Source organism: Nocardioides gansuensis, from assembly GCF_003076135.1.
Lineage (GTDB): Bacteria > Actinomycetota > Actinomycetes > Propionibacteriales > Nocardioidaceae > Nocardioides > Nocardioides gansuensis.
The window spans coordinates 89,877-101,612 of record NZ_QDGZ01000006.1; the positions used below are offsets into that span (position 1 = coordinate 89,877).

12 protein-coding genes and 1 pseudogene are annotated in these 11,736 nt (G+C 72.4%); 10 read left to right on the forward strand and 3 right to left on the reverse strand.

What is annotated here, in order from left to right; translation table 11 throughout:
• Nucleotides 1-2 precede the first annotated feature (2 nt).
• Nucleotides 3-1,679 (forward strand): copper resistance CopC/CopD family protein, encoded by a 1,677-nt coding sequence (locus tag DDE18_RS14430; protein WP_165821174.1) that lies wholly within the window; start codon nt 3-5, stop codon nt 1,677-1,679.
• Here the strand turns inward: DDE18_RS14430 and DDE18_RS14435 are convergent.
• A complete protein-coding gene (locus DDE18_RS14435; RefSeq protein WP_116572975.1) occupies nt 1,676-2,566 on the reverse strand; it encodes a hypothetical protein in 891 nt (296 codons plus the stop codon). The genes DDE18_RS14430 and DDE18_RS14435 overlap by 4 nt on opposite strands.
• A 76-nt stretch (nt 2,567-2,642) precedes the next feature.
• A complete protein-coding gene (locus tag DDE18_RS14440; protein WP_116572976.1) occupies nt 2,643-3,800 on the reverse strand; it encodes an acyl-CoA dehydrogenase family protein in 1,158 nt (385 codons plus the stop codon).
• Between the two features lie 122 nt (nt 3,801-3,922).
• Here DDE18_RS14440 and DDE18_RS14445 point away from each other — a divergent pair, with 122 nt between their 5' ends.
• The gene (locus tag DDE18_RS14445; RefSeq protein ID WP_116572977.1) at nt 3,923-4,564 is read left to right on the forward strand and encodes a TetR/AcrR family transcriptional regulator; all 642 of its coding nucleotides are present in this window, start codon (nt 3,923-3,925) and stop codon (nt 4,562-4,564) included.
• Here the strand turns inward: DDE18_RS14445 and DDE18_RS14450 are convergent.
• Nucleotides 4,552-5,154, reverse strand: a complete 603-nt coding sequence (locus DDE18_RS14450) for a TetR/AcrR family transcriptional regulator (RefSeq protein WP_116572978.1) — start codon at nt 5,152-5,154, stop codon at nt 4,552-4,554. The genes DDE18_RS14445 and DDE18_RS14450 overlap by 13 nt on opposite strands.
• A 104-nt stretch (nt 5,155-5,258) precedes the next feature.
• On the opposite strand from DDE18_RS14450, the gene DDE18_RS14455 reads away from it, so the two are divergent.
• The 8 genes and pseudogenes from DDE18_RS14455 to DDE18_RS14490 form a co-directional block, all read left to right on the forward strand.
• Nucleotides 5,259-6,011, forward strand: coding sequence for an SDR family oxidoreductase (locus DDE18_RS14455; protein ID WP_116572979.1), 753 nt, complete (start codon nt 5,259-5,261; stop codon nt 6,009-6,011).
• Nucleotides 6,008-6,793: an SDR family NAD(P)-dependent oxidoreductase gene (locus DDE18_RS14460; RefSeq protein ID WP_116572980.1), complete on the forward strand. Its 786-nt coding sequence runs from the start codon at nt 6,008-6,010 to the stop codon at nt 6,791-6,793. Before DDE18_RS14455 ends, DDE18_RS14460 begins: the two co-directional genes overlap by 4 nt.
• On the forward strand, nt 6,790-7,791 hold the full coding sequence (locus DDE18_RS14465) for an NADPH:quinone oxidoreductase family protein (protein WP_116572981.1): 1,002 nt from the start codon (nt 6,790-6,792) through the stop codon (nt 7,789-7,791). The genes DDE18_RS14460 and DDE18_RS14465 overlap by 4 nt, the downstream gene beginning before the upstream one ends.
• Nucleotides 7,788-8,258, forward strand: a complete 471-nt coding sequence (locus DDE18_RS14470) for a MaoC family dehydratase (protein WP_281258385.1) — start codon at nt 7,788-7,790, stop codon at nt 8,256-8,258. The genes DDE18_RS14465 and DDE18_RS14470 overlap by 4 nt, the downstream gene beginning before the upstream one ends.
• Nucleotides 8,258-9,289, forward strand: coding sequence for a phosphotransferase family protein (locus DDE18_RS14475; protein ID WP_116572982.1), 1,032 nt, complete (start codon nt 8,258-8,260; stop codon nt 9,287-9,289). The genes DDE18_RS14470 and DDE18_RS14475 overlap by 1 nt, the downstream gene beginning before the upstream one ends.
• On the forward strand, nt 9,289-10,521 hold the full coding sequence (locus tag DDE18_RS14480) for an acyl-CoA dehydrogenase family protein (RefSeq protein ID WP_116572983.1): 1,233 nt from the start codon (nt 9,289-9,291) through the stop codon (nt 10,519-10,521). The genes DDE18_RS14475 and DDE18_RS14480 overlap by 1 nt, the downstream gene beginning before the upstream one ends.
• Before the next feature lie 148 nt (nt 10,522-10,669).
• Nucleotides 10,670-10,960: an AMP-binding enzyme gene (locus DDE18_RS23700; protein ID WP_281258390.1), complete on the forward strand. Its 291-nt coding sequence runs from the start codon at nt 10,670-10,672 to the stop codon at nt 10,958-10,960.
• A pseudogene (locus DDE18_RS14490) lies at nt 10,957-11,646 on the forward strand (NADP-dependent oxidoreductase); the annotation flags it as partial. The gene DDE18_RS23700 and the pseudogene DDE18_RS14490, both read left to right, overlap by 4 nt.
• Nucleotides 11,647-11,736: the final 90 nt, after the last annotated feature.

The window sequence follows — 11,736 nt, forward strand, 5'->3', positions numbered from 1 at the left end:
AGGTGACCGACGTGCCCCGGCGGTCGTCGCGGTGGCGGGCCATCCGGCTCGTCACCGCGGCGGCCGCCTGCCTGCTGGCCGTCGTCAGTACGGCGCCGCCCGCCGCCGCGCACGCGACCCTGCTCAGCACCGACCCGGTCGACGGGGCGGTGCTGGCGGAGTCACCCGGTGCGGCGACGTTCTCCTTCGACGAGCCGGTGACGGTGGCCGCCGACGCGGTGCGGGTCTTCGACGCCGCGGGTGAGCCGGTCGAGTCCACGGCCACGACGCGCGACAGGGTGATGACCGTCGACCTGCCCGACGAGCTCGCCGACGGCAGCTATGTCGTCGCCTGGCGGGTGGTCTCGGCCGACGGACACCCGGTCGCCGGGTCGCTCACGTTCGCGGTCGGCGAGCCCAGTCCCCGAGTGGAGCCGCCCCCCGTGGCCGAGCTCGACGACCCGGCCGTCACCACGGCCCTCTCGATCACCCAGGCGATCGTCTACCTCGGGCTCTTCCTGACCGTCGGGCTCGCCGTGTTCCTCGCCTTCCTGCTGCCCGCCGGCGTGCGGGCCGACCGGCCTCGGGAGCGAGCTCGCCGCGTCGTGTCGGTCGCCTCCGCGTGCTGCGCCCTGGCCGCCGTGCTGTCCGTCCCACTCGGGATCCTCGACCAGCAGGGCATCCCCGTCGCGAACCTCGCCGACGCGGACAGCTGGACGAGCGTCACGGCCGGCACCCTCGTCGCGCTCGTGCTGCTCCTCGCCGGCCTCCTCGCCGTCCGGCTCTCGCTCGGGTCGCGCCTCGACGGGCCCCGCGCCCGCGGCGTACTCCTCGCCGGCGTGGCCCTCGCCGTGTCTGCGCCCGCCGTCACCGGGCACACGCGCACCTTCGGGCCGCAGGCCGTGGTGATCGCGACCGACGTGCTCCACGTGCTTGCCGGCGGCGTCTGGCTCGGCGGCCTCGCCGGCCTGGCCCTCACCCTGCCCACGATCGCCGGCAGGGGGAGCGATGCGGCCGTCACCCTGGCCCGCTGGTCCACCGTCGCGGCGGGCGTGCTCGCGGCCCTCGTCGCCAGCGGCAGCCTGCTCGCCTGGCGGATCGTCGGCTCGTGGGACGGCCTGCTGCACACGACGTACGGCCGGATGCTGCTCGTCAAGATCGGCCTCGTCGCCGTCGCCGTCGCCCTCGCGACGTGGAACCGCTTCGTGCTCCTGCCACGGGCCAGGAGCGATGACGGCCACCGGGAGCAGCGGGCGAGCGCCGTGCGGCTTTGGCGCGTGGTGTCGGCTGAAGTCGCGGTGGTCGTGCTGGTGCTGGGGCTGACGGGGTTCCTCGTCGACCGGCCTCCGCGCGCGAGCGCCGAGGAGGTGCCGGAGGGGCGCACGGGCGTGGTCGCGACGATGCTCGGCGAGGAGCACCAGGTGCTCGCCACGTTGAGCCCTGGCCGCGTGGGTCAGAACACCGTGCGGATCCAGCTGCAGGACCTCGCGGGCGAGCCCGTCGAGCCGTCGCGGCTGCCGGTCGTCCGGGTGCGCTCCAGCGAGGTCGACCTGGGCGAGCTCGACCTGACCAGCGACGCCGCCGGCACCTTCCGCGCCGAGGTGGTGCTGCCCGAGCCCGGCCGCTGGGAGATCCAGGTGAGCCAGCGGCTGGGGGAGTTCGACAACCCGGTCGGCGTGCTGACCGTCGAGGTGGACTAGCTGACCTGGACGCCGACGGGCAGGGTGTGGACGAACCCGTCGACCCGCGCCTGCACGAACGCGAGGTAGCGGCCCGGCTTCTCGAACTGGGTGTGGAACTCCAGCCGCGTGCCGTCGGCCCCGACCTCCGGCTGCCCCAGCGGGTGCATGTGCACCACCGACCCCGACCTGGTGTGGAACGCCGTCACGTGGGCGAAGGTGCCGAGGTAGGGGCCGAGCCGGACCGCGCGGCCCTCCGCGTCGCGCACGACCAGGACAAGCCGGCCGAGGTCGCCCACGGTCACCGCGCCCTCGACGGCCACGGTCAGCGTGCCGTCGTCACCGACCTCGGGGATCGGCACCGGCTCCGGCTGCCAGCGGCCGGCCACGTGCGCCGCCGAGCCGAGCATCACGGCGTCGCCGTTGCCGCCGTCGTCCCGGGCCACGAACTCCGCGACCACCCGGTAGTGGCCGCCCTCCGGCAGGGTCAGCGGCGCCGACCACGTCCCGCGCCCGTCCTGCGTGGGATGGAGGTGGCGGAAGACGGCGAGGTCCGACCGCACGACGTACAGGTGGAGGTCCTTGGTCTGCTCGGGGATGTACGCCGTGACCGGGCGGTCGTCGGGCCCGGTGACCCGGAACCGGACCTCCCCGGGCGCGCCGGCCTTCCGCGGCAGCGAGACGTCGCGCAGGGTGTAGCCCACCTCGTAGGCGCGGGTGCCGTCGCCGACCAGGAGCGAGACGTGCTCCTGGCCCGAGCCGTGGGTGTGCGGAGTCGCCTCGCCGTCCGCGGGGGACTGGCCGCTCGGCGAGCCGGCCTGGCCGCTCGGGTCGGCGTCGCAGCCGGCGAGGGCCGCGAGGACGACCAGTGCGAGGACGAGGCTCCGGGGGCGGGGCTTCCTGGTCACGGGGGTCAGTGTCCCAGCCGGTGGCTGCGCGCCGTGAGCGGCGTTGGGTGGCTGCGAGCGACGTCCTGGGCTCGTCTCACAGGCCCATGTCCTTGGCGATGATCGTCTTCATCACCTCGGAGGTGCCCCCGTAGATGCGGTTGACCCGGTTGTCGGCGTAGAGCCGGGCGATGGGGTATTCGTTGATGAAGCCGTAGCCGCCGTGCAGCTGCAGGCATCGGTCGATCACCCGGTGCGCCACCTCGGTGCAGAACAGCTTGGCCGACGCGGCCTCCGCGGCCGTCAGCTCGCCCGCGTCGAGCGCCTCGAGCGCCCTGTCGGTGACCGCCTCGGCGGCGTCGACCTCCGCCTTGCAGGCGGCGAGCTCGAACTTGGTGTTCTGGAAAGACGCGACCGGCTTGCCGAAGATGATCCGCTGCTCGACGTACTCCTGGGCGAACCGCACCGCCGCCCTGGCCTGTGCGTAGGCGCCGTGGGCGATGCCCCAGCGCTCGGAGGGGAGGTTCTTGCCGAGGTAGGTGAAGCCCAGGTCCTCCTCGCCGAGCAGGTCGTCGACGGGCACCTTCACGTCCTCGAAGGACAGCTCCGCGGTGTCGGACGTGCGCAGGCCGAGCTTGTCGAGCTTGCGCCCGACGGAGTAGCCCTCGGAGTGGGTGCCGACCGCGAAGAGGGAGATGCCGAAGCGCCGGTCGTCCTCCTTCGGCGGGCTGGTGCGTGCCGCGACGATGACCCGGTCGGCGTGCACGCCGCCGGTGATGAACGTCTTCGCGCCGTTGAGGACGTAGTGGCTGCCGTCCTCGGAGAGCTTCGCGCTGCTGCGCATGCCGGCCAGGTCCGAGCCGGTGCCCGGCTCGGTCATCGCCAGCGCCCACATCTCCTCGCCGGTGACGAACTTCGGCAGGTAGCGCTTCTTCTGGTCCTCGGTGCCGAGCATCTTGATGTAGGGCAGGGCGAGCAGCACGTGCGCGCCGGAGGCGCCGAAGCTGACGCCCGCGCGCGAGGTCTCCTCGAACTGGATGGCATAGAACTTGTGCGAGTCGAGGCCGGCCCCGCCGTACGCCTCCGGCACCGAGATGCCGAACAGCCCCAGATCGGCGAGCTTGGCGTAGAGCGCCCTGGGGACGATGCCCTCGGTGAACCACTCGTCGTAGTAGGGGACGACCTCGGCCTGGATGAAGGCCCTCAGGGTCTGGCGGAAGCTCTCGTGGTCCTCGTCGTACACGGTGCGGCGCATGGGTCTCCTTCGTTGCCCGGGTGAGACACCCCGGGGTGTCGAGGCATCATTCCAACAAGTCCGCAGGGCTCGAGGCCGTCGGTGTCTCCTACGCTGGTGGCCACGCACCGAGGAGGCCGACCGTGACCACGCAGCCCAGCCGCCGGGTCGGGCGTCCGCCCGCCACGCTCAACGGCCAGACCGTGCCCGAGCGCCTGGTCGAGGTCGCGCTGAGGCTGTTCGCGGAGAAGGGCTTCGAGAGCACCTCGGTGCAGGACGTGGTCTCCGCAGCAGGGGTGACCAAGGGCGCGATGTACCACTACTTCGGCTCCAAGGACGAGCTGCTCGCAGAGATCTACTCCCGGGTGCTGCGCCTGCAGATGGAGCGCCTCGAGACCTTCGTCCACCTGGACGCCCCGGTCGACGAGCGGATCATGGGGGCCGCCGCGGACGTGGTGGTCACCACCATCGAGCACCTCGACAGCACCACGGTCTTCTTCCGCTCGCTGCACCAGCTCAGCCTCGACAAGCAGGAGGAGGTACGCCGCGAGCGCCGGCGCTACCACGAGGCCTTCCGCGGCATGGTGCTCGAGGGGCAGCGGTCGGGCATCCTCCGCGAGGACGTCGACGCCAACCTGATCGTGGACTACTTCTTCGGGTCCGTGCACCACCTGCCGATGTGGTGGAGGGCCGATCGCGGTCTCGACGCCCCCGAGGTGGGGCGCACCTTCGCGTCCCTCCTCCTCGACGGCCTCCGACGCCCCGTCCAGGGTCACGCCGGCTGACGTGCCCCGACGATGCGCAGGGCCAGCGCGGCGTACGCCTCCCCGAGGACCTCGGGCGACCAGCTGCGGTCCTCCCGGTACCAGCGGGCGATGTCGACGCCCATCGACAGCAGCGCCGTCGCCGCGATCCGCGGCCCGGGGCAGTCGAAGCTGCCGTCGGCCACGCCGCGCTCGACCAGCGACCTGATCTCGACGCTGATCTCGCGGCGCAGGGCGCGGATCTCCTCGCCGTGCTCGGGGCTCAGCGCGGCGAGCTCGTAGTTCACGACCCGGGCGCTGATGTGCGCCCGGGCGTGGTGCGCGGCGAACGAGCGGACGGCTGCCGCCAGCTGCTCGGCGGGGGAGGTGCTCGTGGCGACCGCGTCGCGGACGAGCTGGAGGGTGAGCTCGTGACCGGTCCGGGAGATCTCCTCCAGCAGCTGCTCCTTGGAGCTGTAGTGGACGTAGAGCGCGGCCGGGCTCATCCCCGCCGCCGCGGCGATGTCCCGGGTCGTGGTGCCGTGGAAGCCGCGCTCCGCGAAGGCGGTCACAGCGGCCTCCAGAAGGCGTATCCGGGTGTCCTCGCCGCGGCTGCGTTCGCTGCCGGCCATGTCGGATCTCCCATTCGCCTGCCCCGTTGACGTGCCCGGGTGGCTCGGGCACAGTGGTGCGAGCGTACTAAGCAAACGCTTAGTTTGGAAGAGGAGACCACCTGATGCGTTTCGAGGGCAAGACCGCGATCGTCACCGGCGCCAGCCGCGGCATCGGGCTGGCGATCGCCGAGCGGCTGGTCGCCGACGGCGCCCGGGTCGTCATCACTGCCCGCAAGAAGGAGGCCCTGGACGAGGCCGTCGCCCACCTCGGCGGCCCGAAGGTGGCGCTGGCCGTGGCCGGCAAGGCCGACGACCTCGACCACCAGGCCGACACGATCCGGCAGGCGATCGAGACGTTCGGCAGCCTCGACATGCTGGTGAACAACACCGGCATCAACCCGGCGTACGGGCCGATCGTCGACCTCGACCTGGGTGCCGCCCGCAAGGTCGTCGAGGTCAACTGCATCGCCGCGCTCTCGTGGGTGCAGCAGGCCCACCGCGCCTGGATGAAGGAGCACGGCGGCGCCGTCGTGAACGTCTCTTCCGTCTCCGGCATCAGGCCGGCGCCCGGGATCGGGTTCTACGGCGCCAGCAAGGCGATGCTCATCTCCCTGACCGAGCTGATGGCGCTCGAGCTCGCGCCGGACATCCGCGTCAACGCGGTCGCCCCGGCGGTCGTGAAGACGAAGTTCGCCACCGCGCTCTTCGAGGGCCGCGAGGAGCAGGTGGCCTCGGCCTACCCGCTCAAGCGCCTCGGCGAGCCCGAGGACATCGCCGGAGTGGTCGCGTTCCTGCTCTCCGAGGACGCCTCCTGGATCACCGGCCAGCTCGTCGTCATCGACGGCGGCGTCACCCTGGGCGGAGTCACCGAGTGACCGTCGTCAAGGACCAGGGCGTCGTCGTCACCGGTGCCGCCGGCGGCATCGGCAAGGCCCTCGCGGCGCGTCTGGTCGCCGAGGGCGCACGCGTGGTCGTCAACGACCTCGACCCGGCCGCGACCGAGGCCACCGCCGAGGAGATCGGTGCGCGCGCCGTCCCCGGCGACGCCGCCTCGGAGGCGGGCGTCGCGGCCCTGGTGGCCGCCGCCCGCGACCACCTCGGCCAGGTCGACGCGTGGTTCGCCAACGCCGGCATCGTGCGCGGCCTCGGCCTCGAGGCCAGCGAGGCCGAGTGGGCGGCGAGCTGGGAGGTCAACACGATGGCCCACGTGCGGGCCGCGCGGCTGCTGGTGCCGGAGTGGCTGGAGCGGGGCGGGGGCACCTTCGTGGTCACCGCGTCCGCGGCCGGGCTGCTGACCGCGCTCGGCACGCCGACGTACTCCGTGACCAAGCACGGCGCCGTCGCCTTCGCCGAGTGGCTGTCCGCGACCTACCGGCACCGCGGGATCGTGGTGCACGCGATCTGCCCGCAGGGGGTCCGGACCGACATGCTCGCCACAACTGGGCCGATGGAGAAGCTCCTCACCGCAGACGGTGCGCGCACGCCCGAGGAGGTCGCGGACGCGACCCTGGAGGCCATCCAGGATGGCCGGTTCCTGGTGCTGCCGCACCCCGAGGCGGGCGACTACTACCGCAACCGCGCCGCCGACCCGGACCGCTGGCTCGCGGGCATGAACAAGCTGCAGCGCTACCTGGAGGCAGAGGAGTCAGACCGATGAAGGCATGGCAGGTGGCCGAGCTCGGCGAGCCGGAGAAGGTGATGCAGCTGGTGGACGTGCCGGAGCCGACTCCGCGTCCGCGCCAGCTGGTCGTCCGGGTGCTCGCGTCGCCGGCCAACTTCCCCGACGCGCTGATGTGCCGCGGGCTCTACCAGGTGAAGCCGGACCTTCCGTTCACCCCCGGGGTCGAGCTCTGCGGCGAGGTCGTCGCGCTCGGCCCGGAGACGCAGGGCTTCGCCGTGGGGGACCGGGTCGTCGGTGCCGGCGTGCTGCCGCTCGGCGGCTTCGGGGAGCTGGCGCTGATGGACGTCGCGACGACGTTCCCCGCGCCCGAGTCGCTCGACGACGCGCAGGCCGCGAGCCTCTACATCGGCTACCAGACCGGATGGTTCGGGCTGCACCGCCGGGCCGCGCTGCGCGCCGGGGAGACGCTGCTCGTGCACGCCGCCGCCGGCGGCGTGGGCAGCGCGGCGATCCAGCTCGGCAAGGCCGCCGGCGCCCGCGTGATCGGCGTCGTCGGCGGTCCCGACAAGGCCGAGGTCGCCCGGCGGCTCGGCGCCGACGTGGTGATCGACCGGCACCGGCAGGACTTCGTCGAGGTCGTCAAGGCCGAGACCGGCGGGCGCGGAGCCGACGTCGTCTACGACCCCGTGGGCGGGGAGACCTACCAGCGGTCGACCAAGTGCATCGCGTTCGAGGGCCGGATCCTCGTCGTCGGCTTCGCCGGCGGCGACATCCAGTCGGCCGCGCTCAACCACGCCCTGGTGAAGAACTACTCCATCGTCGGGCTGCACTGGGGCCTCTACAACCGCTACGACCCGCCGGCCGTCCAGCAGTGCCACCGCGCGCTCACCGAGCTGGCCGACCAGGGCCTGGTCTCGCCCCTGGTCAGCGAGCGGCTCGCCCTCCCGGACGTCGCCGCAGGCGTCCAGCGGCTCGCGGACGGCGTCACGGTCGGCCGGGTCGTGTACGACGCGGCGAGAGGAGTCCACGCATGACCACGTCGACCGAGGTGAAGGTCTTCCACGGCATTCCCGAGGTCGAGGCGGCCGTCGGCACCCACCTGGGCTACTCCGGGTGGCACACCGTCACCCAGGAGCAGGTCAACCAGTTCGCCGAGGCGACCGGCGACCACCAGTGGATCCACCTCGACCTCGAGAAGGCGAAGGCCGGGCCGTTCGGCGGCACCATCGCGCACGGGTTCCTGACGCTCGCGCTGGTGCCGATGCTCGTCGCCGAGGTCTACCGGATCGAGGGCGTGAAGATGGGCGTCAACTACGGCGCCGACAAGCTGCGGTTCCCGTCCCCGCTGCCGGTCGGCTCGCGCGTGCGCGCCGGTGTCGAGCTGCTCAAGGTGACGCCCAGCTCGCTGGGCTACCAGCTGGCGAGCCGCGTGACGATCGAGATGGAGGGCGCGGAGAAGCCGGCCTGCGTCGTCGAGATGCTCGCCGTCGTGGTGCCCTGATGGCCGAAGCGGGCGTCCAGGCCCCCGGACTCGACCTGGTCCGGCTGGGGGAGTGGTTCGCCTCCGAGATCCCCGGGGCGGGCAAGGAGCTGACGGCCTCCCTGATCGCCGGCGGCAAGTCCAACCTCACCTTCGTGGTCACCGACGGGGAGCACGAGTGGATCGTGCGACGCCCGCCGCTCGGCCACGTGCTAGCCACCGCGCACGACATGGGCCGCGAGCACCGCGTGATGACGGCCCTGCGGGACACCGCGGTGCCGGTGCCCCAGACCTACGGGTCCTGCGCCGACGACTCGGTCATCGGGGCGCCGTTCTACGTGATGGAGCGGGTCGCGGGCACGCCCTACCGGATGGCCCGCGAGCTCGAGCGGCTCGGAGCCGACCGCACGCGCACGATCGCCACCCGGCTCGTCGACACCATGGCTGCGCTGCACCTGGTCGACCCGGCCTCCGTGGGGCTCGCCGACTTCGGCCGGCCGGAGGGCTACCTCGCCCGCCAGGTCAGCCGCTGGAAGAAGCAGCTCGACGCGTCGTACAGCCGTGACCTGCCTGCCGCCGACGAGCTCTACAGCAGGCTGGCCGCCGACATCCCGGCCGAGTCGGCCGTCGGCATCGTCCACGGTGACTACCGCCTCGACAACGTGCTCGTCGACGAGCAGGACCGGCCCACGGCCGTGCTCGACTGGGAGATGGCCACCCTCGGCGACCCGCTCAGCGACCTCGCCCTGATGCTCGTCTACCACCGCCTCGGCGAGGCGAGCGGTGGCAGTGCGGTCACCAACGCCTCCCAGGCGCCGGGCTTCCTGAGCGAGGACGAGGTGATCGCGCGCTACGCCGAGGTCACCGGCCGCGACCTCGCCCGCTTCGGCTTCCACCTCGGCCTCGCGGCGTACAAGCTCGCCGCCATCCTCGAGGGCATCCACTATCGCCACCTCCACGGCCAGACGGTCGGGGAGGGCTTCGACGACCTCGGCGACGCGATCCACCCGCTTCTCGACGCCGGTCTCACCGCACTGAAGGAGAAGGACTGATGGAGTTCGCATTCGACGCCCGGACCGAGGAGCTGCGCGCCACCCTCCAGGACTTCATGGACAGCCACGTCCACCCGGCCGAGCCGGTCTTCCACGAGCAGCTCGAGCAGCTCGACAACCGCTGGGCCTGGGACTCCGCGCCGGTGCTCAAGGAGCTGCGGGACGAGGCCCGCTCGCGAGGCCTGTGGAACCTCTTCGCCCCAGGGGAGGAGGGCGCGGGCCTGACCAACGTGCAGTACGCCCCGCTCGCCGAGATCTCCGGGCGCAGCGGCCACCTCGCACCCGCCGCGATGAACTGCGCCGCGCCCGACACCGGCAACATGGAGCTGCTCTCGCAGTTCGGCACCCCCGAGCAGAAGGAGCGGTGGCTCGAGCCGCTGCTGGCCGCCGAGATCCGCTCCGCGTTCGCGATGACCGAGCCCGCGGTCGCCTCCTCCGACGCCACCAACATCGCCACCCGGATCGAGCGCGACGGCGACGAGTACGTCCTCAACGGCCGCAAGTGGTGGATCACCGGCGCGATGAACCCGAACGCCAGGATCTTCATCGTGATGGGCAAGAGCGACCCGGGGGCCGACCGGCACCGCCAGCAGTCGATGATCCTCGTCGAGCGCGACACCCCGGGCCTCGAGATCCACCGCGGCATGACCGTGCTCGGCTACGACGACCACGAGCACGGCGGCCACGCCGAGCTGTCCTTCACCGACGTGCGCGTGCCGGCGACGAACCTGATCGGCAACGAAGGCGACGGCTTCGGCATCGCCCAGGCCCGGCTCGGCCCCGGCCGCATCCACCACTGCATGCGCAGCATCGGCATCGCCGAGCGGGCGATCGAGCTCATGTGCGAGCGCGCCGAGGCCCGCGTGGCCTTCGGCAAGCCGCTCTCCGAGCAGGGCGTGATCCGCGACTGGATCGCCGAGTCCCGGGTGCGGCTGGAACAGCTGCGGCTGCTGGTGCTCAAGGCCGCCTGGCTGATGGACACCGTCGGCAACAAGGCCGCGCATACCGAGATCCAGGCGATCAAGATCGCCACCCCGGCGACGGTCGAGTGGATCCTCGACAAGGCCATCCAGGTGCACGGTGCCGGCGGACTCTCGCAGGACTTTCCGCTCGCGAACATGCTCGCGGGCATCCGCACGCTGCGCTTCGCCGACGGCCCGGACGAGGTGCACAAGAACGCGCTGGCCCGCAACGAGATCCGGCGCCAGGCCGCTGCGCGGGCGGCGCGATGAGGACGGTCGCGGAGGTGCGGGAGCGGGTCGCCGATTTCCTCGCCGGCCACGACCCGGCGAGCACCGAGCACCTGGAGTTCCTCCGGGCTCGCACCGCGACGCGGACGGCTACTACTACTACGTCGTCGATCGCCTCAAGGACCTCGTCATCCGTGGCGGCTACAACGTCTACCCGCGCGAGGTCGAGGAGGCGCTCTACGAGCACCCCGACGTCGTCGAGGCCGCGGTCGTGGGGAAGCCCGACGAGCGGCTCGGGGAGGAGGTCGTCGCCTTCGTCGCCCTGCGGCAGGGCAGCACCGCGACGGCGGACGACATCACCGCACACTGCAAGCAGCGGTTGACGGCCTACAAGTACCCGAGGGAGCTCCACGTACTGCCCGAGCTGCCCAAGGGAGCGACCGGCAAGATCCTCAAACGCGAACTCAGGAGCCAGGCATGAGCACGACCACCACCCAGATCCGACTCGCGTCCTACCCCGTGGGAGAGCCGGGCGACGACACCTACCAGAGGGTCACCGAGCCGCTGCCGGACCTGCAGGACGGGCAGGTGCTGCTGCGCACCATCTACCTCTCGCTGGATCCCTACATGCGCGGCCGGATGAGCACGGCCAAGTCGTACGCCGCGTCGGTGCCGCTGGGCGACGTGATGGTCGGCGGCACCGTCTGCGAGGTCGTGGACTCACGCTCCCCGGAGCGCGCCGCCGGTGACCTGGTCCTCGCCTTCACCGGCTGGCAGACGCACGCCGTGGTCGAGGCCCGGCACACGCGGCGGCTGGACCCGGCCGCGGCGCCGATCTCCACGGCGCTCGGGGTGCTCGGGATGCCCGGGTTCACCGCCTACGCCGGGCTGCTGGAGATCGGCCGCCCGCAGCCGGGGGAGACCGTCGTAGTGGCGGCGGCGACCGGGCCGGTCGGCTCGGCCGTCGGCCAGATCGCCCGGATCCGCGGTGCCCGCGCCGTGGGGATCGCCGGCGGCCCGGAGAAGTGCCGTGTCCTCCGCGAGGAGCTCGGCTTCGACGCGGCGGTCGACCACCGCTCGCCGACCTTCGTCGAGGACCTCGCGGCTGCCACCCCCGACGGCATCGACGTCTACTTCGAGAACGTCGGCGGGCCGGTCACCGAGGCCGTCGTACGCCGCCTCAACAGGTTTGCCCGGATCCCGGTCTGCGGCCTCGTCTCGCTCTACAACGCCACCGGGGTGCCTGAGGGTCCCGAC

What these genes read in the sequence shown, in the direction of transcription:
- DDE18_RS14450 (WP_116572978.1), bottom strand. Translation starts at nt 5,154, where the DNA reads ATGGCCGGCAGCGAACGCAGCCGCGGCGAGGACACCCGGATACGCCTT.
- DDE18_RS14475 (WP_116572982.1), top strand. Translation starts at nt 8,258, where the DNA reads ATGGCCGAAGCGGGCGTCCAGGCCCCCGGACTCGACCTGGTCCGGCTG.
- DDE18_RS14480 (WP_116572983.1), top strand. Translation starts at nt 9,289, where the DNA reads ATGGAGTTCGCATTCGACGCCCGGACCGAGGAGCTGCGCGCCACCCTC.
- DDE18_RS14440 (WP_116572976.1), bottom strand. Translation starts at nt 3,800, where the DNA reads ATGCGCCGCACCGTGTACGACGAGGACCACGAGAGCTTCCGCCAGACC.
- DDE18_RS14455 (WP_116572979.1), top strand. Translation starts at nt 5,259, where the DNA reads ATGCGTTTCGAGGGCAAGACCGCGATCGTCACCGGCGCCAGCCGCGGC.
- DDE18_RS14470 (WP_281258385.1), top strand. Translation starts at nt 7,788, where the DNA reads ATGACCACGTCGACCGAGGTGAAGGTCTTCCACGGCATTCCCGAGGTC.
- DDE18_RS14465 (WP_116572981.1), top strand. Translation starts at nt 6,790, where the DNA reads ATGAAGGCATGGCAGGTGGCCGAGCTCGGCGAGCCGGAGAAGGTGATG.